Genomic DNA, 22,550 nt, shown 5'->3' on the forward strand with positions numbered 1-22,550 from the left:
ATAATTCGCTCGGCTTCACCAAACGCAGTTACAAACAACCCTCCTGCATACGCATAACTGTCAGTTTTTGTGGTTACTTCTCCATAACGGTTTTCCAGGCTTTGTGTAACCGGATCCACATATACCTCACTCTCTACCTGAACTTCTCCCGGAAAATGTAGGTAATCTGAGATTCCTGCCGTTGTTTTGACTGTTTTTGTGGGTTCACTTTTGATGTGAATCTCTCCCGGCATTGATACAATATCCCCGATTCCCGCTGTTGCTTTTATCGTGTTTGGTGACAAATCACTACTGCTAGATGAATTAGATCCATAGCTTGCGTATTCATGATAACTGTGTCCACTCGGGTCAACGTAATTAACCGGATTATTACCCGTATACGCATACAGATTCTGTGTCAGCGGATCTTCCAAGCTTCCTGTATCGGTGTCCTGTGTCAGAAATCCTCCGATACTGCTATTATAATACCTTGCTCGTAGATATTGCAATCCGGTATTGGTATCCACTGCTTCCGCATTGTACCCATAAGGGCTGTCGGTTTCTCCACTTACCTGTGCCACTCCGTAGGCATCGTACTGATAGGTCACCGTTGGCGTTGCGTGTACACTTGTTAAGGCAGATACGCTTCCTTGTCCGTCATACAGATAATACTGCGTCTGGCTGGCACCGTCACGCAGGTTCGTATAACTGTTTCTCTGTGCACCGTAATCATATACAGAGGCTGCCTTGTCATTGACATCATATTCCATCAGAACCTGCGTATATTCCTGATTCACATCATTGACATAGCTGGTCATTTGATAGTTTTCCCGCTCAATATCGTCTGTTCCGCTTGGAATCAGTACAGTTTCATACAATGCTTTTTCATAACCGCTTAATTCTTCTAATTCCTCCTTGGGAATGAGTGCGCTTCCCTCCTCGTACTGCTTTTCGCTTTTGATATGAGTCTTGGTATCGGTTTCTATCTCAGGATTACTTTGCCTCACATCAGTCTGCGTTGTTTCACTCCACTTTGGCTTTGCTTCCTCCCGCGTCAAAGATGTCTCATTCTCTTCAGACACTGATGCTGACGCTGTTGTCTGATACTCGGTTGTCTTGGTATGCCTTACGATATAATACTGATTGTTGATATAATCCCATGCTTCACGAAACCAGTTGGATAAATACTGCGGTGCGCCGCTAAAGCTCTGGATTAAGGCTTGCCCAAATCCATACCAGAAGATATTGACACTAGGGTCTACGTAAAGTCTGGTTTCCTCTATTTCTGTGTTCGGGGCGTAGCTTGGATTGTCTGCTTTTTCTTTCGCCTTTTCCTCAACTGTTACTTCCTTGGTTTGGTCACCTGCTTGCTGATGATAACTCTTTCTTGTGGCCGTTGTCTGGGTATCACGGCGGATAAAGGTTTTCTTAATGCTCTCTGTCACCTTATCCCAAGTGAATACGCCACGGCAGGTATCATATTCGACCGGCTTTTGCATGCTTTGCTCACTTGAAACAAAGTCCTTGTGTTCTGCAATGGTTTCCTCATAGCTTTCGCTTGTTCTTTCTACGGTAAAAATCCGGTTTCCATCGCCGTCATACAGAGCCGCCATTAACAGGGTTCCCTGCTCTTTAACGGAATTCAGACGGTTTTCCACATCATAATAATAGCTTACTTCCTCTTCACCGGGTGCCAGTTCCTTTACCATATTTCCGTTCTGATCGTACTCATAGATGGTTGTCCCATTCTTACTGTCCTTTGAGCTAATCAGGCGGTTGGCTTCGTTATAGGTATTCTCAGTCCACTGTTTACTGATGGTATCTTCCGACTTTTCAATGCAGATACGGTTGCCTGCCTGATCGTAGGTGTAACGGATATCGGTTTCTTTTTTATCCTGTCGCTTCACAACTTTGGTAAGCTGACCTCGAAGGTCATAGGTGAAGCTGCTCTTAATGTTGATTTTGTCCTTATCTTGGTACTGTGTCTCTTCCTCTTCAGTGATAAAGCCACTGTTGTCATAGCAGTAGGTATAGGAAGAAAGGACTTTTCCCTTTGCGTTTTGGTTCTCTACTAAGGTTACCTGATTTAATACATCGTAGGTAAGCTTTGTTACGGTTTGGTTTGGCCGCTTAATCTGAATTAGATTTCCTGCTTCATCATAGGTGTAATGGGTTTCCTTTTTATTACGGTCAGTCAGCACCGTCAGTCTGTCCAGTGCATCATAGGTGTAGGTGACGGTTTTACCATCCGGATAGATTAGCTTTGAGAGGTTTGCGTAGGAATCATACTCATAGTGTATTTCTTTTTGGTCACTGGTTCTTACAAGAGCAATTCTTCCTGCTTCATCGTATTCATAGGAGGTGGTTCCTGTTACATCCTCCATGGAGATTTTTCGTCCCTCACTGTCGTAGGCGTAGAGTACGTTTTCTTTTTCGTGCTCTTTTCCATAATCTATCGCTACAAGCTGGTCAAGCTGGTTGTAATCATATTGTATGGTGGTGCCATCTTGCTGCTTTTCTTCCTTTAATCTTCCCTCGATGTCATAGGTAAATTCCAAAATCTCGGAAAGCGGATTCGTAGTGGATGTCATTCTTCCAAGTAAATCGTAGGTGTAGCTTGTCGTATTTTGGTTTGCATCGGTCACACTTTCGAGATTGCCGACACTGTCATAGGTATAAGTGGTTTCAATTCCATCACCGTCTGTTACTTTCGTAATCCGGTCTGCCAAATCATACGCGTAGGCAATGCTTCTGCCCTCTTCATCCATAATCGAGGTAAGGTTTTGGTTTCCATCGTAGGTCAGCTTTAAACTGTTTCCTTTTGCATTGGTGATTGCTGTCTTTTGACCTATTTTGTCATACTCGTAGGAAGTTTTTTGTCCAGCAGCGTCTATGACACCTGTTACTTGATTCTTATTATCATATTCATAGCTTGTGGTCTGTAACAAAGCATTGGTCACAGACGTCTGGTTTCCCACTGGGTCGTAACCGTATTGTGTGCTTCGGCCTCCATTTTCGGTCAACTTGGTTAAATTGCCAACAATATCGTAGGTTAGTTCTGTCACCTTTCCTACCGGGTCGGTCTGTGTCGTGATACGGTCAAGCACATCATAAGTGTAGGTGGTCTTACTTCCCAATGGTGATACGACACTTGAAAGATTCCCCGCATCATCATAGGTATAAGAGGTAGTTGCATTTTCTTCATTCGTGGTCGTAAGCAGCCGATGCTGCTTATCATAGGTATAGGAAACCACTCTTCCTGCCTGATCGCTTTCTTGTATCAAATCTCCGACACTGTCGTAGGCATATTGTCGGGTTTGATTTTCTGGTGCTTCCAGTTTCGTCAATCGACCAAGCTGATCGTAGGCATAGGAATATTGTGCTCCGTTTGGAAGGCTTCGTTTGACTGCCTGATTGTTTTGGTCATATTCTAACTGGGTAACACCGCCGAGTGGGTCAGTAACGGTGGTGGTGTTTCCATGTCCGTCATACGTATAGGCATAGCTTCCGCCATTTGGAGTGGTAAGCTGTGTGAGCTGGCTGACTGAATCGTAGGTATAATTGGTTACATTACCTGCTGCATCCTGATATTTGATTAAATTACCAAGGGCATCATATAAATATTCCTGCTTTGATTTGTCTGCCTCCTCTACTGCAATGACCTGTCCAAGGGCATCATAGGTAAAGCTTGTTTTATTTCCATTTTGATCTTTCTGTGAAAGAAGATTGCCTGTGCTGTCGTATTCAAAGCTCTTGGCAGCTCCTGCTGCATCCTGTACCTGTGTCAGGTTGCCAAGTAGATCGTATTGATAACTGTTTTTCTCGCCAAGTGGATTGGTATCACTGGTTAAATTGCCAAGCTGATCATAGGTATATTGATAAGTGCGAAGCAGCTCATCCTCCTTTGAAATAAGACGGTTGTTCTTATCATACTCATAGGTGGCCGCTTTCCCTTCTGAATCTGTTATTTTTATCACATTTCCCATTTTGTCATATTCATATTGGGTAGTATTTCCATCCAGTGCTGTAACCGAGGTTAAATTTTTGCTGACATCGTAGGTATACGTTGTTTTCTGTCCCAGACTGTTTGTGAGGGAGGTGATATTTCCAAATGCATCATAGGTATATTCCTTGCATTCTCCTGCACTGTTTTCTTCCTTTAACAACTGTCCCTTTTTGTCATACTGATAGCTTGTTTTTAGTCCTTCACTGTCTGAGGATTCGATTAAATGATTTCGACTGTCATAAGTATAGGAAAGGAAAGACTGGTTGGGTGCCACGATTTTTGTATTGTTTCCTGCACTGTCGTATTCTAAATCATAGCGGTTCCCATTTGCATCAATGACCTTTACTACCAGCCCTCTTTTATTAAACTCATAGGCTGTTGTGCCGTTTAAGGCATTGGTTATGGCGGTGGTGTTTCCTGCCTCATCATAGCTTATTTTTGTTACAAAGTTTCTCTGGTCAACTGTCTGAGTAAGCTGATTCACCAAATCGTAACAATTCTTTGTTGTATTTCCGAGTGAATCCGTTGTCTGTATCAGGTTGCTGTTGTTATCGTAGGCAAAGGTAGTCAGATGACCCAGCGCATCGGTTACTGCTGTCAGATTGCCGATTTTGTCATATTTGTATGCTGTTTCGTTTCCAAGTGCATCGGTCTGCTTGATTAAATTGCCTGCTGCATCATACGCATATAATATGGTGCCTGTATTTGGTAGTGTCTGTGCAATCATTTGATTTAGGGCATCATAAACAAAGAAGTACTTCTTTCCATCACTGCTTATCATTTGTGTCAGGTTGTCATTTGAATCATATCCTAAATTGGTTACAAGACCGCCCTCTTGTTCATATTTTGTCATACGGTTTGCCGCATCATATTCAAAAGTAACCTGTTCTCCATTCTCATCGGTCTGCTTGATTGGAAGTCCGTTAACCGAATAGGCAGTGGCAATCTGTGCTCCCAACGGATCGGTTTTTAAGGATACTTGATTGCAGCGGTAATCGTATTCATAAGAAGTGGCATTCCCATTTGCATCGATTTCTTTTACTTTATTTCCTGCCACATCATATTCGTATTGAATCGTTTGTCCTTCTGCATTGGCAGCAGAGATTTGATGACCCATACTGTCATAGGCATAGGTTATGGCTTCCCCCTTTGGGTTGATTTCTTTGGTCTTATTTCCATTGGCATCATATTCATAATGATACACTCTGCCCATGGGGTCTGTTAAGGTAACAATGTTTCCGTTTTTGTCATGGGTAAAGCTTGTTTGTCCACCATTGTAATCAACGATTGCAGTAATATTTCCTGCATTGTCATAGGTGTAATCCGTACTTTTGCCTGCCGGATTGATTTCCTTTACTTTACGCCCTGCGCTGTCATACTGATAGGTGGTTGTATTTCCTGCCTTATCTGTAAAAGAGATTATATCTCCCTTGCCGTCGTAGGAAAAGGTCTGGGTTTGCCCCATTGCATCAATGATGCTGTGCACCCAAGGTCCTTGATAGGTAAACGTCGTCTGTAAGCCTTTTGCATCTTTCATTTCTGTTACATGATTGTTTGTATCATAAGTGTAGTAAATACTGCGATTATCTGGCTTGGTTATCTTAATGAGGTTTGAATTACCATCATATTCATAGGCGGTAAGGTTTCCTGCATAGTCAGTCTCACTTAACAGCAGATTCTGGCTGTTGTAGGAATAAGACTTACTAGCCCCGTCAAACCTTGTCTCTTTTGTCATGTTTCCACTGGCATCGTATTCATAGACGGTTTGATGTCCCAGTACGTCGGTTTCTGCTGTCAGTTGATTGCCACTGTAGGATTTGGACACGCTCGAGCCATTTGGGTAGGTAATCTTGGTTGTCCTATGCTGGTCATCATAGCTATAAATGGTTTGTGCTCCTGTTCCATCTGTCGTAATTGTTTTTCCATCCTGATAGGTAAGAAAGCACTCGTTGTTGTTTGCATCGACCTGTCTTGTTACTCTATCCTCACTGTCATAGGTGTTGCTTACGACTCTGTCACCGCTTCCATCGTACCATTCTGTCATGCGGTGTGCGTCGTCGTAACAGTAGTGAAGAGTGATTCCAAGCTCATTGGTAAAGGAGGTCAAATTCTCTGAATCATCATAACCATAGGTTAGTGTATTACCGTCAGGAAGCTGTATGGCTGTTATGTTGCCATTCTCATTGCAGTTGATATGGTAGGTAAAGCCTGTACTGGAGCTGATTGCTTGCAGAAAATAATTGGCATCATAGGTTAGGGTGATGGTATTGCCCTTTGCATCTATAATCTGTGTCAAATAGCCATATTCATTAAAGATACGCTTCGTGTTAGAATGATCGGTAATCGTATATTCGTATACACTGTAGGCTTTGTCTTTTTTTCCCATATTGACCGTTCTTGTTCCAACAACTCGTTCTTCTAACGAATCGTCATAGCCTTCCGGCGGTGTGTAGGTATTGCCGTTCTTTTGAAAGGTCAGTGAGCTTCCATCACCTCTGCTGTAGATGATGTTCTCATTTTCATCTTTTGAAAGCTGTTCCTCGTAATTAAACTGCCAGCCTCGTCCAAAAGAGCTGTTTCTTGTGGAGCCCTTTGCGTTGTAGCTTCTGGTAATGGCAAACTGTTTTGTTTCATCAGTAATGCTTGCATCGGTCTGCTCCATATAGAAGTTACCCGTATTTAGATTAATCGGCTCAAAGCCAAACTTACAATGTAAGCCTCGTCCCATTAGAAGGGAATCTATCTGTGCTTTGGAATCATCGGTTAATTTGGGTGGATTATATGGTTTGTTTGCATTCTTTTTTGGATTTCTTATAAATAATGTATTGTTTTTAACAACTAAGGTATCGGCTGCCTTGTTATCATAGAGCATTTGACTGAGTGGAACTCCATAGTATTTTGCAATCTTTGGCAAGGTATCAAACTGTGTGACCTTATAGATTAGAAACGTCTCACTTTCGGCCTTTTTACCTGTTACATTGTCCTTGGCAGCAGTCGCATTGATCTGATATAACACATTAAAGTCAAAATTGACAAATGGAAGCATCGTCTGCCAATTAGAGAGCTTGTCCTTATATTTTGTTGTTCCGGATGGAAATAAACTATTGGTTGCACTACTGTTTGGAAATACCTTATAGTAGCCTGCCAATACCGAGGAGTTGAAGTTCTTGGCAGCATCATTTAACTCGTAAGTGACGGTTGCGCCCGGTTTGGCTTCGCCATCTGCATATACACCATGAAATAAATGCTTGCCGCTTAAATTTGATTCAATCAAAGTTCTAAGATTTACGGTAGTGGCATCTAGGGAATAGTTGTTTTCGTCCAGCTCACCTTCATATTTCCAGTCAATCACAATCTTTGGCTTTTTACTCTTTTTGATTCCTGCTGATTCATTTGTATAAAACTCAGCATTTGTCTTTGCTTCCTTATCTGCAATGAGTACCAAACCATGAACAGGTGCAATTCCTTGTATCCATCTGCTTACGGTGTCTTTGATATCAATTTCATGCTTTCCTATTTTGGATTTAAAATTACTGTTCTCACCTGCAACCTCTCGGTTGATGTTTACCGAACTTTCCCATGTCATACCATCTATTCCGGCTTTATGATTCAAGGCTTTTTCCAATCGGTAACAGGTGATATTTCCTTTTTCATTTCCTGCATATTGGTAAATTTGTAGCTTTGCATCTGTGACCACCGCATCTTCCGGAATTATATCGTTAAACCAATAGCCTACAATAATATAGCTTCTGCTTTTTCCATAATCAGATGAGGAGCCTACATATCCAACCGTACTAGACAAGAAATTGGACTCTGAGCAGATGGAGTATATGACAATTTGCTTATCAATTGTATTAATGGACGGATCGATATGAATCGGATAAAGACGCTCTTGGCTGTCTAACCACTCCTGATTTGCTGTCATTGTAACAATGTAGTCTTCTTCTTTTTCCGCAAGATTCAGCGTAATATCGGTACTCTCTGCTCCTAGCTCGTCTGTCATAACTGGAGCTTCTAGCGTCATGGACGGTATGTTGTCTTCCCCCTTGAATATGTACACGACATTGTCAATCAGCTTCGCATAAAGCCCTTCCTTTGAGAAGCGGTAGGAGTATTCATTTCGCTTTGTTCTCTCGTTTAAAATAATATCTTCTTTTATACCAAACGTTTCAACTGTATATTGAATATGAATATTGTCAAATACCTGATTGTATAAGATGGCATTTTCTTTGACCGCCGCCTTGCTGTAATCACCTTCCATAGGATAAAGGGTGAGTGAAAAATCATTTTTACTCAGTGTAATACCATTGGTATCGCTTCCATTTGCAGGTAAGGTTACTACCATGTCATTGCTTACATTGGTATATGCTGTAATCACCTCCTCTGTCTGAGGCTCTGTATTCTTTTCCTTATCTTGTATTGTATTTTCTTTGGTTTCTTGTTCCTTCGAAGCATCCGTTACTTGTTCTTCTATTACCAATTCTTCTGTATCTGATTTGTCTGTATCTGTCTTGTCTGTATCTGTCTTGTCTGTATCTGTTATTTCTGTATCTGTTATTTCTGTATCTGTTTTGTCTGTATCTGTCTTGTCTGTATCTGTTATTTCTGTATCTGTTCTGCCTGTATCTGTTTTGTCTGCATCTGCATTATCCGTTGCATTTTCGTCTTCCACTGCTTCGTTCGTAACCTCTGCTGCTTTTTCTGCCTCGTCTTTTATTACTGTTGCTTCCCCTGCTTCATTGGTTTGCACTTGAGGTGTTGCTTGCTTCGTGTTTGAAAATACTGACAACTTCGTTGCAAATTCGCTTTTTTGTTCTGTTGCTTCTTTCTTATCATCAATTGTCTTTTCTTCTGTTTCCGGCTCTTTCTTATCATCAATTGTCTTTTCTTCTGTTTCCGGCTCTTTCTTATCATCAATTGTCTTTTCTTCTGTTTCTGGCTCTTTCTTATCATCAATTATCTTTTCTTCCGTTACCGGCTCTAGTGTATTATCAATTTCTTTTTCTTGCCCTTCGCTGTCAACATAGGTATTTGGAATATCACTGTATACCGTTTTATACGTTCCCTCCGGTGTTTTGTAAACTTTTGTATACTGTGTGACCTGTATTGGTTCTCCATATAAAACATCAAGCTCATCTTCTTCATCCTCAATCGAAGGCAATTCAAGCTTCTGTTGTTTTGATTGTTCTTTTTCCTCGTTGTTAAAAATCGCTTCTGTTTGTTTGTCTTTCTCCTCTTTAGGAGGATTTTCCTGAGCAGCATCCTCTTGCGGTTGACTTTCTTGAATCACACCTTCTTGCTCCTTGGAAGCATCTGTAGTTGGTTCCTGTGGTATTTTTTCTGTCTGCTCTGTGTTTTCTTCTTCGGGCTGTTCCTGTGGTGTTTCCAGTAAGTCAGAATTTTCTTCTACTGAATCGGCCGTATCCTCCTGTGTCTTTTCTTGCTCCTCGTCAATTTGTATTTGTTGTTCGTCTTCTTTTATTTCTGAATAAACATTTGCCTTTGGATAGTCAAATACTTCCCTTTCCTTCTCTATCGTCTGTTCCTGCTTTGTCTCAATCACTTCGGCAAATGCCTGTAAATCATTCGTAACAAATAAACATAGCGCTAATACAACTGCTATGACTCTTTTATCAATTTTCATAAACTCTTATCCCTCTCTTAACTCTTTAACACTCATCCTCTTGCTTCTCTTTTTCCCACTTTTACAAAGTATAACATCCTAAACAGAATGCTTTTTCTATCATAGAAAACTCAGAGGAATTTTTTATGACTGAAAAACAGCACGCTCACCATTAGTAAGGTACTCAAACATGCTGTCAGAATTGCCTGAATTGCCAGTGCGAAAGCACTGCTTCCGATGCGCTGTATCAGAAGTGTTCCTATGACAACGCCATAAAATAAAACCGTAGTTACCGCAATATGATTCCCTATGCTTTTCCACGGCAAATCATAAAGTAATTTTATGAAAAGAAGCAGTACAAAAGCTTTTAGCGGAGCCACAGCAACCACTGCAATTCGTTCTATAATGATTGCAGTCTGCAAGATATCGCTTTGAAGATATGCCAGATAAACCGCTGACATGCCAATCACAACGGCGATTGCCAAGCTAACACCTGCAAATATCAGAATAATTTTCATTAATATTTTTAATCTTACTTTCATACTCTTTTTCTCACCAAACGTAAACAGGGAATGTATCATAAGGAATATTCCAAAGATTTTAAGACTTAAGCCAGATAAATACCAAGGAGTAAAATAATAATTTTGCTGTACTGCATCTGTGACTGCAAATGGAATAAAGTAATACGCTGCCAAGTTGATAGCTAAAATCCCGCATAATAACATCATAATACTTTTGTTTTTTACTTTCCAAAACATGACTATTTTTTGCTTATTGTTCTCCCACAAACTCATCATTTTTCCATGCTCCCCTCATTATTACACCATTTTCATAGGTCATCGTACCGATACCATTTCTTTGGTTACTCTGAAATTCACCTTCATAAATGCCGATTTTTTGATTGTTCTCATCAAGATAAATCTCGGTTCCCACGCCTTCCTTTTGATTGTTCACCCAATCACCATCATAATAAGCCATGCTTTTATAGGTTAATTTTCCTTTCCCATTTCGCTGCCCGTTTGCAAAGCTTCCCTCATAAGTCCACCCATCAATCGATGTATAGATTCCTGTTCCCTGTTCAATATCGTTTTCAAATTCACCCTGATAAACGTCACCATTTGAGAATGTATCAATTCCACTCCCCGCTTTCTTTCCGTTCAAAAATTCACCCTGATAGCAAAAGCCTTGACTACTTGTATAAGTTCCATTGCCATTCCACATATCGTGGCTCCACTCACCATCATAAATGGAACCATCAGCAAAATAATAGATTCCCTTTCCTGACTTCTCACCCTTTACAAAATGCCCGGTATAGCTGTCTTGATTGGGATAGCACATGGTTCCTGTCCCCGAAATAACATCATTTTCCCATTCTCCGCTGTATGACCAACCATCCAAGCTTTCATAAGAGGCAAATCCATTATAAGCATTATCTTGTGTTTCCTCTTTAAAGAGTCTGTTTTGCTCATATACCTTCTGTGTATCTTGTTCGTCTGCTGTTATCGTATCTTCCTTTATAACTGTCTCTGTTGCTTCCTTTGCTTGAGAAAATTTTTCATTGTTATCGTCTTCCAACGCATTGGTTACTTTACTGCTTTCTTTCTTTTCCTTTGAATCGCCGGCTTCAACTACAACATATTCTTTTTCCTCCTTGTAACCAAGTAATTTTTCTGCCTCATTATTTGGAGATTTTGATGTCACCTTTGATTGCGGCACACTGAACTTAAAAATCAGAACGACAAAAAAACATAGCACAAAAAAAATGGCTATGTTCTTTTTAAATTTTCCTTTCATAACCCTCTTACTCCCTCTTTCGTATCAATTTTTGTAAAAACTTTATATAATAATTCATTATATGGATTATTATGGTATTTGTCAATAACTCGATTATTTTTATCGTCAATATGAGTGTTTTATTATTGTATAAAGTTAAATTGGATATTCGCAATTTGCATTGCTACTAGCTCATTTTTACATACATCAGGTATTTTATTTGAAAATAGAAAATTTTTCCTCCCTATCACAAACATCTTTATGGATTGTTCTGCAATTTTATTATAACATAATTAGATTGAAAAATTCAGCAATTTCAAGGGATTTTATTTTCTAAAAAATATTAAAACATATTTTTATTAAAAATAGAAAAATCAATAGACCTATTATGTATGATATTAAAACTCTAAAATTTTCATTATTACAAAAATTTTTTTTCCCTTTAAATATGTTTTGTAACAATAAATCTATTGAAATAACGCAAATAATACAGATTATAGCAACTAATATTGTTTTTATAATAATCATTTTTCACCTCAATTTAAATTTATATAGGACAAACTAAACGAATAGCATTAGATATTATTTTTTTTGTAGAATTGCTAGCATCTGGAATAACAAAATCCACAACTGCATAAATTGCAGAATCAATACTATCATCTACGCTGATAACACCATCAAGTAATTGATCTACTGCTGATGAAATACCTTTTCCTGTAGCCAATGTGACACCATATTTTTTGAGAATTTTTTCAATTTTTGTAGCATTCTTTTTTAAAAATTTTATTACAGTTTTAACTCCTGTTGAAATTGCTTTACCTTTTGTGTTTGAATTAAAAGTTATTATTTCTTTACTTTCAATATTATTATATAGATAAAAAGTATCTATGGTTCCAAATTCAGTAATTAATTCGATAGCAATTTTTTTAGCTGTTTCATCTGATATTACATTTTTAGATGTAACAATAGTAGTAGAAGTTTCTGCAAAAGTAGGAATTGTGTTACAAATTATTATTGCACAAATTAATATAAATGATGTAAAAGTTTTTAAAAATTTCATATTATACCCCCTTTTTTATCTAAATAAACAACTAGCTTTATAGACGATTATAAACAATAAAATTATATACGTCAATTATTAAACACAGGATAATGCTTACAATGGATTTGCTGCTTATGAAAGCTTGGATGGTTGGTAAGTGTAACACACTATACTTAGCAAGCTAAGTTGTGTGGTCTTGCAGACAGCTTATCACTCATTGAATGATAAGTCTATAATTATATGAACTCTTACAAAAACAAAGAAGTCCATACCTTCCCTTTAAGTGGGGGTATAGACTTTTTTAATAAGGTTAAATTAGAAGACGTTTACATTGGTTACTTCCAATAGCGTAACATCCTCCTTGTAATAGTCCATGATACTTTCTTTTTTTTCAATTCTTAAGCCTTGAAAATCAACATCCTTGCAGTAGTTACAATAGATTCCTGATATCTTTCCTTTCATATTGCCAACGCCCTGACATGGTCTGATATCATAGCCGTCGATCTCCCATTTTGAATTTTTCAAAAGGACTACCTTTACATTTTGAAACTGAATCTCTTCGATATAATTATCGCTGCTTCCTGACAAAAATATTCCATTTTCTCCCTTACAGCTAATGTTTTGGAACGTTATATTTTTAATCTTTCCGGCCTTTACTCCCGGTTTTCTGTCAATGGCAGTAAGACAAATTGGCTCCGCTCTTCCCCACCATTCGTGTGAAAATCTTCTTGTTTCTATTGTAATATTAGAAAATACTACATTTTCCACATTGCCGTTATCTCTGATTTGGATGGAAATACCTCTGTTACTTTTGCTAATGGCACAATTGGAAACAAGGATATTTCGAAAGTCATCTTCTCCCTCTGTACCAAACTTAATGGCAGCACTAGTCGAAATTAAGGTGCAGTTTGTAATTGTAATATTCTCGCAGGCACCGTATTTTCTGTAGTCTCCTGAGTTCTTCAATACGATGGCATCATCTCCGCATTCAATATGACAATTGTTGATTCTTACATTTTTGCAATGGTCTGGGTCAATTCCATCTGAATTAGCCATTTGAAGATTATTCAGGATTCGAAGCCCCTCAATCAATACATCATTACAGCCTACCAGATGAACCGTCCAAAAGGCACAGTTAATCATCGTTACATCCTTAATGGTTACATGTAAAAAGTCTTCTAACAGCATCAGCGGAATACGGGGATAATAGGTTCCCTCAATGTGATAGCCTGAATTTGTGCCATAGAAAATCTTTTCATTGGCATCAATGGTTCCAAAGCCGGTAACCGACACATTTTTTTGATGAAATCCGGTGATAAAAGCATGAAAAGGTCTTCCTGCATATTCACTATTTAAAAAGGAAGGAAGTCCTGACTGATGAGCGACTATCTTTCCTTCATTCGCCAAGGGATAATAATCAGCTAGATCATCACTTGCCTTTAAAACAGCACCTCTTTCCAAATGAAAATCCACCTCGGATTTTAGGAGTATCGAACCACTGTTAAAAATATGACCTCCCGGTAATAATACACGTCCTCCTCCATTTTTGCTGCATTGATCAATGGCTGTTTGAATTGCACTTGCATCATTGGTAATACCATCACCCTTTGCACCATAATCCATTACGTTATATATCATAGTTTATCTTGTCTCCTTAACCTTTATCTATTTTGCTTTATACGCAGTGTTTTAATTTCATAAGGCTTCATTTCAAACTGTATTTCCCCATTTTTACCTGCTATTTCTGTCTCCGGCTGCTCCATGCAATCGCATTCCCAGATTGTACCTGTGGTAAAATAAGGGGATTCTGCCTTTATAACAGAGCGTTTTTTGTATGCCTCATACAGTCTGATAATAATATCCTGATTGTCCTCTGCTTGCTTGATAACATCAACAAACACATTTTCTGCATCCAATCTTAAAAGGGAATAGGAATTTGTCTTAATTCCTTTTACAATCTCACCACTTAATGGACAATTTAAATCATATGCCTCCTGCGTCACCTTTCCTGCTCTAAAATCTCCTTCATGAGGAAAGAGTGAGTAAGTAAATCTGTGAATTTCTTTATCTGCATCCGGATTTGGAAAAATTCCTGATTTAATTAAGGTTAAACGCATCACTGACTCATGAATATCATAACCATATTTACAATCGTTTAATAAGGCAACACCATATCCATATTCTGAAATATCCGCCCATTTATGGGCACACACCTCAAACTTTGCCGCATCCCAGCTCGTGTTTTCATGTGTCGGACGTTCTACATTTCCAAACTGAACCTCGTAGGTTGCCTTGTTGCTGATTATATCAACTGGAAATTCTGCCTTAAGTAAAAGCTGCTGCTGCTTCCAGTCTATTGTTGTTTTAAAATCAATCCGCTTGGTGTACCCATAGAAATAAATGTATTGCTCTATGGTAGAAGATAAAAATTCCCGTTTTATATAAATGCAAGCCTGTATCGGTCCGTTTTCAACGATTCTGCATTCCAAAAGCTCATCAATTGCCCAGCTTTTCTCCTTATAATATGGATCAATATTCCATGCATCGTATTCGTTTGGCCTGTCTTCAAATACCACCAGACGATTACCTGCTTTTGTAGCTTGCAAGACCTCTCTTCTTGCCGTCTTATCATAGATAGAAATGAATTCTCCAGCCTTATTAAGCTGAATCAAATAGAATTTTGTTTCAATCGATAAACCGGCTTCCTTTTCGTTTACAGACTCTATTACCTGACCAAAAGGAGCTGATTCAGTAAGTACCCTTTCGTTTCTCGCAGCATTCGACTCATCAAAAACTTCCATTCCTTTTGAAACTGCATTATGAATCAGATATAAGTACTCTCCATCCTTTGACTCCTGCATCAAAAGAGAAGTAATTGGCTCTTTATGCTTGTCCACTTTTACAATTGTGGTTCTTTCAAAGCTTAAGCAATTATAGACAACCAGCTTTTCTTCTTCGTCTGCTGCTGCCAGATTGGCTGTAATATTTCTTCTCGCCTCTTCTATTATCGTTTCATCCAGCTTTCTTACCAAGCCGTACTGTTGGTCACAATCCTCATAAACTTCCTTAATGGAGGAGCCGGGTAAGATATCATGAAACTGATTTAGTAAGACCAGACGCCATGCCTGCTCTAACTCTTTTTGAGGATATTCATAATTTTTACCAAGCATGAGTGCCAGCATACTAAAAAACTCTGCATCTACATTCAGGAACTCGCATTCACGGTTATTTTTTTTATTTCGCGCCATGGAAGTATACGTTCCCCGATGAAATTCCAGATACAATTCACCACTCCATTTTGGTACTGTTTTCCCTTTCAGATTTGCTTCTAATGTATGGAAAAAATCCTTTGCAAAGGTCTGTCTGGTTGCCGGTACACCACAAACTCCATATTCTAATCTTTTGCTTTCCTCAAGCATCTCGGCCGTTGGACCACCCCCGCCGTCACCATGTCCATAGCAGGTCAAAACTTCCTGATTTAATTCTTTATTTTGATAACGCTGCCAGGTTCCTTTGATCTGACTCGCATTTTGTCTTCCATTATAGGTTGTATTAAAGGAAGGATTTCGTTTTAATTCCGGATAAACCTCATAATCCTTCGTAGTAATAAAGTAGGTTAAAATTTCACTGCCGTCTAACCCTTTCCAATAAAAAGTATCATTTGGAATCTGATTGTATTCATTCCAACCAATTTTAGTTGTCATGAAATAACGAATCCCAGACTTTTTCATAATCTGAGGCAATGCAACACTATAACCAAATACGTCAGGAAGCCACAATACCTCCTGTCTTTTTACTCCAAACTCTTCCTTAAAAAATCGCTTTCCATAGAGAAGCTGACGAATCAAAGATTCACCAGATGCCAGATTACAATCGGCTTCCAGCCACATTGCACCCTCGTTTTCCCATCGTCCTTCCAAAACTTTCTCCTTTATTCTCTCATAAAGCTGTGGTGCTTCCTCTTTCACAAATTGGTAAAGCTGTGGCTGACTTGACATGAATTTGTACTCCGGATATCGATCCATTAGATTTAGGACTGTCAAAAAGCTTCGTACTACCTTTTGTCTGGTCTGCTTTAGCTGCCATTTCCAAGCCACATCAATGTGTGTATGCCCGATGCTGTGAACAATCACCTCTGGTTTTTCCGACTTATTTAAATAAAAGTTGTCTTTCAGAAAAGAATCTGCTTCCTTTACTGAAGCAAAAAACTCCTGTTTATCTGTATCCCGAAGGTCTAACAGATTCACGCATTGACCTAGCTTTTCTAAGGTTTTAATTGCCTCAATGTCATCCTCTCTTAATAAGCAGACCGCATCAAACAACACCTTCATATCATAATAAAGCTCCTCCACATCCGTATGGCAGGCAGCTATCTGTAAATCAAAAAAATTACTATTTTCGGCGCTGTTTGAATAAGCATAGAAAGCAAATTCTATCTCTTGATTTCTTGTCTCCTCCTCAGTCAAAATAATTTGATTATGATTCATATCCATGGCGCAACGCATGTTACCATTACTATATACGATAATCTGTGGATTATCCGTATTCCAGATATCGGTTGCACCTGTATTTAACTGAATGATGATTGGATGGTTCTGATATTCCTTCGTAATTTTTAATACCGTATAAAACCAAAAATGCTTGTCCGTACCTCCCCAGGTTTCACCCCGAAGAAATGGCTTATAGTCAACTAAATTGGCCTGATAGCTTTCTGCGAAAGAATAATCCCCTTCTTTTACATAAATGTTCTCTACCCATTTTACATTTGAATATCTTAGCTTATCCAAACTTTTCAAAATCGTCTGGATTCTGTTTTTGTACTGATTCATAATGTCCTCCATTCATGAGTTTTACACACTGAATTCCTTCCCGCGAGTTTTTTTGTAGTATCGAATCTTGCTGTGTAATATACGATACTACAAAAAGAATGTGCTACAAAATTGTATTATAATCTTGTAACACATGTCATTCTAACCTTTAATACCGGTGGATGCAATACCTTCTACCAGATATTTTTGCATTGTTAAAAAGATGAAAAAGATTGGTAGTAAGGATAGCGTTGCCATAGCAAACATGGCTCCCCAGTCTGAACCTGCCGTAGGATCTGCAAACATCTTCAACGCATAGCTAACCGGATATTTAAGCGGATCACTTAAATAAAGCAAGGCTGCTAAGAAATCATCCCATCTCCACATAAAAGAAAAGATTGCGCTTGTTACTAAAGCCGGTTTAATCAATGGTAAAATAATTTGAACAAATATTTTATAAATGCTGCAACCATCCATATAGGCTGCTTCATCCAAGTCAATTGGTATTCCTTTAATAAACTGAATATTCAAAAAGATGAAAAAACCCTGACCAAAAAACTGCGGCACAATAATAGGTAAATATGTACCAACCCACCCCATTTTATTAAATAAAATGTACTGTGGAATCATGATAACCTGAAATGGAAGCATCATAGCTACAAGCATACATCCAAACCAGAGGCTTTTAAATTTAAAGTTGCATCTTGCAAATCCAAAGGCAACAATAGAAGATGAGATAACTGCGCCAATTGTTGAAAGACCTGCAATAATAAGTGAATTCTTAAAAAATATCGCAAATGTATATCCTGCAAAGCCCTGCCAGCCTATCTTATAATTAGTAAAATCAAAACTGGAAGGCAGTAATTTCTGTGCTGATTTAAATATTTCGGTGGTATCCTTAAAGGAGCCCATTACCATCCATAACAAAGGATATATCATTATAAATGCAAATAGGAAGGTAAAAATATGATAAATCACTTTTCCTGTAATTCTTTTAGTCTTGTAATTTTTCATTTTACTTCCTTTCTGACTCATAATATACCCATTTATTCTGAGTCTTAAATAATATTAATGTAATAAGTCCTACAAACAGTACCATAAACCATGCCATTGCACAGCCGTAACCTAACTTACTGTAAGTAAAGGAATTCTGATACATATAAACGGTATAGAATAGTGTTGTATCTCTTGGTTTTCCCTGAGTAATAATATAACTTTGTGTAAAAGCCATAAACCCGCTTATAATTTGATTAATTAAGTTAAAGAAAATAGTTGGTGTAAGCATTGGTAATGTAATTTTAAAGAAACGTTGAATTCCATTTGCTCCGTCCACAGTAGCCGATTCATACAAACTAACAGGGACTTGCTTTAAACCTGATAAAAAGATTAACATGGAAGATCCAAATTGCCATATTGCCAAAATAATGAGTGTCCATATCGCTGTGTCAGAATTTCCAAGCCAGGCAGTCGTGCTATTGATTCCGATTGAATGAAGCAAAGCATTAATGACACCATCGCTTGCGAAAAGTCTTTTCCACAAAATTGCCACTGCCACACTAGAGCCAATAATAGATGGCAAATAATAAACAGCTCTGTAAAAGCCTGATAATTTTGTAGATTTTACGAGTAACATGGCAACAATCAAAGCCATAATCAAACGTAACGGTACAGAAAAAAATACGTAATAAAGTGTTACGCCAAAGGTTTTCCAAAATTTGGGATCTGCCGTCAGCATTGTAATGTAGTTTTCAAGTCCAATAAATGTAGGTTTTTCAAGAATATTATATCTTGTGAATGAAAATCCGAAAGATAAAAGCATTGGTAAAATAATAAAGGCTAAGAAGCCGATTAGGAAGGGCAGGATAAACACATATCCTGCGACTCCTTCACTATTCATTATTTGGCCTAAAGTCTTCTTTCTTTTCGGAATAGCACTGTTATTTTTCAATGTCATTTCCTCCAGACTTCATGGTAATTATTTTGCAGCTTCTGTTAATATTTGTTGTGCTTGTGTTAAGAATTCCTCAGTAGCCTTCTCGCTGTCTAAGTCACCATAGCGAAGATTTTCAACTACAGTTTTTAACATTGCATCTACTTCACCTGCTCCTGATGGGTTTGGTGGGTCAATTGGCTCGGCAATCTTTGTTACTTCTGAAATAAATCCGAACACTTTGGCTGAAATAGAATCTACTTTTGCCATTAATTCATCTGCGATTGCGGTGTTAATCGGGATTCCTCTTTCTGCCATTAATACATTATTTGCTTCACTGCTGTTTGTAAACCAATCTAAGAATTTAGCTGCTTCATCTTTATTCTGAGAGGTTTCAGAAACAGAGAAGAACATACTTGGTTTTAAATATTCAGGCTGTGCAGATGCATCAGCAGTCGTTGGCCACATACAGATTCCATATTCTCTTTCTGCTGTGTTTGAAATACTGATATACTGATTTGAGAATGAAAAATCATTCCAAGTAGTCTGGTCAATAATAGGTTTTGTCTCCACTACATCTGGATTCTTTTCTGCTAATAAATCAGGTGAAATACTAAAGTCTGCTTCAGCAAATTTTTGAACATAGTCAAAATGTTTTTTGATTGCTTCTGTCTTGCCGGCTGTAATATCATCATAAATGTAAACACCCATTGATCTGGCTGTATTTTGTAAAGTTGTAGTACCACCATCATAAAGAGTTTTTACTCCCGTTTTTTCATAAATGGTTTTACCAAGATCATATAACTCTTCCACAGTTGGTTGAGAAGGAATTTCTACTCCTGCTTTCTCAACAATTTCTTTATCATAAACCATCATAGGTGCATTGCTTCCTAAACTGATTGCATAGCAGGTATCATCAATTTTACCACTGTCAATAATGCTTGAAGGGATGTTTGATGTGTCAATCGTTCCATTATCAATATAAGTTGATAAATTTGCTAACTGATTACTTTTTTGGTATTGGCTTAAATAAGAATAATCCATCTGGATAATATCCGGAAGATTTCCACCTGATGCCATTGCGGAAAGTTTATCCCAATATCCTGACCAATCTGTAAATTCTGTTTTGATTTCAACATTAGGATTTAATGTCATGTATAAGTCTACTGCTTGCTGCGTTAAATCATTTCTTGTCTGATTCCCCCACCAGCAAAGGCTTAGTGTAACTTTATCTGAGCTGTCTGTTGTGGCAGCCGTATCTGTTGTGGTACTATCCGTAGTGGTAGTATCAGTTGTTGCTGATTCATCTTTTGTTGATTGTGTTGAGCTCTTACTTGAACAACCAGCCATTAAACCTGTAGCCAAAGTAAGCGCAAGTAGCATAGAAACTAACTTTTTCTTCATTTTGATTCCTCCCAATCATTTAGTTTGTAGTCTTATTATAGTTGCATTTTATACAACAGTAAATTTAAAAAACGGTTATTTATGGTTAAAAAAAACGATATTTTAATTAATTCTTTAAAACGCCTTTACATTCTTTGTGAATTTTGTATAATTTACAACAAGGAGGTGTTTATTTTGCATAAAAATAATTACTATTTCACCGCTTTCCAAAATGTTGCACTCCGCAAAAAAATAACTTTAATTGTTATTATATCCCTTTTATTAATTTGTATTTCATTTTTAATTAATTTACATTTTTTAACAAAGCAATATGATAATGATTTATATGATGCTAACGCACAGCTTCTTAATAACGTGATAACCAATATTGAATCACAAATGTCAACCATAGCAGATATTTCCAGTTATGTAACTGCTGATACGTCCATTCAGGAGTCACTTACCTATCTTCTGGATAATCAAGAGAATACCAAAACTGCAATCAGCAGGCGTGATGCTTATGAAGCGCTATATCCTTACATGTTCTCAAATGAATATATCAAATCCATTACTTTAATTACAGATCATGATATTATAACCATGGGAGAAAATTTTCCATCTGCTTTAGTCGACTTGGATACTATGAACAATCAGGCCATTCAAAATGCAGGAAGGATTTCATGGGAGTCCGGCAAGACTGCAAATCAGTCAACCTATTGTGTTCGTGAAATCAGGGAATTGAAATATGTTAAGCTTCGAAAGCTTGCTATTTTGTATATCAGAATTGATATGGAGCAAATCATTTCTGACGCTCTTGAGGATGCCGGTTATGCTGCGGATGTCATTGATTTTATTATTTTACAGAACAAGGAACAAATCTATCCGAATGAAACATCTATAGATATAAGCTCAATTACATCAGATTGGGATTACGATACCAAATCCTATCATATGGCTACAATAGACAGTCAGAAAAAATTTATTATTTCTGGCTCTATGCGTTATGTTGACTGGGATTATTATTATCTTCGAGACTATGACCGGATTTTTAACCATATTACAAGAGCCAAATATGCAACCATATTTTATACCATGCTGATATCGATGATTGCATTACTCCTTACTAATTTTAGTGTGCAAAGCATTTTAAAGCATCTAGATTATCTGGTTGTAAAAATCAGACAGTTTGGAGAAGGAATAACAAAGCCTCCAAAGAAGAACTATAACTACGAAAATCGAACGGATGAAATTGGAACACTGCACCGAAGCTTTGACCAAATGACACATAGTGTTAAAGTGCTGCGTGATGAAAATTATGATAAACAGATTCTCTTAAAGGATACAACGATTAAAATGCTTGAGCAGCAAATTAACCCACATTTTCTTTATAATACCTTGGACACGATTAATTGGATGGCTCAAATGTATGGTGCAGACGATATTTCTACTATGGCTCTTTCCCTTGGAAATCTGTTTCGTGTCTCCATCTCACAAAATAACGATCTGATTCATTTAGAAACAGAGCTTGATTTTTTAAATAATTATATTCAAATACAGAAAATTCGATTCAAAGAACGCTTGCAATTTGAAATATCAATTCCGAAACAATACTATCAAATATTTATACCTAAATTGTGCATTCAGCCTTTAGTTGAAAATGCATTAATCCATGCAATGGAGCATAGCGATGAGACTTGTAACATAGAGCTTTCTATCGAAGAAGAAGAAAACAAGTACTTATTAAAGGTTTCGAATACAGGCTCTGCTTTCGAGGATGACCTGCTTGAAAAAATTGAGCAGCATACACTAAAACCCGAAGGCAGTGGAGTCGGTTTGACCAATATCAGTTCAAGAATCAAGCTTATCTATGGAACAGAATACGGTCTATCCTTTTATAACAAAAATGGATATGCCATTGTTGTTTTGTCAATACCAAAAGAGTATTCAAAGGAACATAACAACAGCTTTCAAACAACCTAAAATTATTGTGAGGAGATATCATAAGC

10 protein-coding genes are annotated in these 22,550 nt (G+C 37.8%); 1 reads left to right on the plus strand and 9 read right to left on the minus strand.

Going from position 1 to position 22,550, the window contains the following annotated elements; translation table 11 throughout:
* The 9 genes from C8E03_RS17845 to C8E03_RS17885 all read right to left on the minus strand — a co-directional run.
* Positions 1–9,629: DUF6531 domain-containing protein (locus C8E03_RS17845; RefSeq protein ID WP_110291754.1), on the minus strand; the 9,629-nt coding region annotated here is incomplete at its 3' end.
* A gap of 110 nt (positions 9,630–9,739) precedes the next feature.
* Positions 9,740–10,405 (minus strand): hypothetical protein, encoded by a 666-nt coding sequence (locus C8E03_RS17850; protein WP_110291755.1) that lies wholly within the window; start codon positions 10,403–10,405, stop codon positions 9,740–9,742.
* Entirely contained in the window at positions 10,380–11,402 is a 1,023-nt protein-coding gene (locus C8E03_RS17855; protein WP_110291756.1) for an MORN repeat-containing protein, read from the minus strand. Before C8E03_RS17855 ends, C8E03_RS17850 begins: the two co-directional genes overlap by 26 nt.
* 526 nt (positions 11,403–11,928) lie before the next feature.
* Entirely contained in the window at positions 11,929–12,441 is a 513-nt protein-coding gene (locus C8E03_RS17860) for a hypothetical protein (protein WP_110291757.1), read from the minus strand.
* Between the two features lie 297 nt (positions 12,442–12,738).
* A complete protein-coding gene (locus tag C8E03_RS17865) occupies positions 12,739–14,061 on the minus strand; it encodes a glycoside hydrolase family 28 protein (RefSeq protein ID WP_242993635.1) in 1,323 nt (440 codons plus the stop codon).
* 23 nt (positions 14,062–14,084) lie between these two features.
* Complete coding sequence (locus C8E03_RS17870; RefSeq protein ID WP_110291758.1) at positions 14,085–17,252, minus strand: alpha-mannosidase; 3,168 nt, start codon at positions 17,250–17,252, stop codon at positions 14,085–14,087.
* A 141-nt stretch (positions 17,253–17,393) separates the two neighbouring features.
* Positions 17,394–18,245: a carbohydrate ABC transporter permease gene (locus C8E03_RS17875; RefSeq protein ID WP_094377089.1), complete on the minus strand. Its 852-nt coding sequence runs from the start codon at positions 18,243–18,245 to the stop codon at positions 17,394–17,396.
* 1 nt (position 18,246) lies between these two features.
* Positions 18,247–19,128, minus strand: a complete 882-nt coding sequence (locus C8E03_RS17880) for a carbohydrate ABC transporter permease (protein WP_242993643.1) — start codon at positions 19,126–19,128, stop codon at positions 18,247–18,249.
* A gap of 78 nt (positions 19,129–19,206) precedes the next feature.
* On the minus strand, positions 19,207–20,565 hold the full coding sequence (locus C8E03_RS17885) for an ABC transporter substrate-binding protein (RefSeq protein WP_094377087.1): 1,359 nt from the start codon (positions 20,563–20,565) through the stop codon (positions 19,207–19,209).
* 174 nt (positions 20,566–20,739) lie between these two features.
* Between C8E03_RS17885 and C8E03_RS17890 the strand changes: the two genes are divergently transcribed.
* The gene (locus tag C8E03_RS17890) at positions 20,740–22,524 is read left to right on the plus strand and encodes a sensor histidine kinase (RefSeq protein ID WP_170123055.1); all 1,785 of its coding nucleotides are present in this window, start codon (positions 20,740–20,742) and stop codon (positions 22,522–22,524) included.
* Positions 22,525–22,550: the final 26 nt, after the last annotated feature.

Source organism: Lachnotalea glycerini (assembly GCF_003201285.1).
In the GTDB taxonomy this organism is placed as follows: Bacteria; Bacillota; Clostridia; order Lachnospirales; family Lachnospiraceae; genus Lachnotalea; species Lachnotalea glycerini.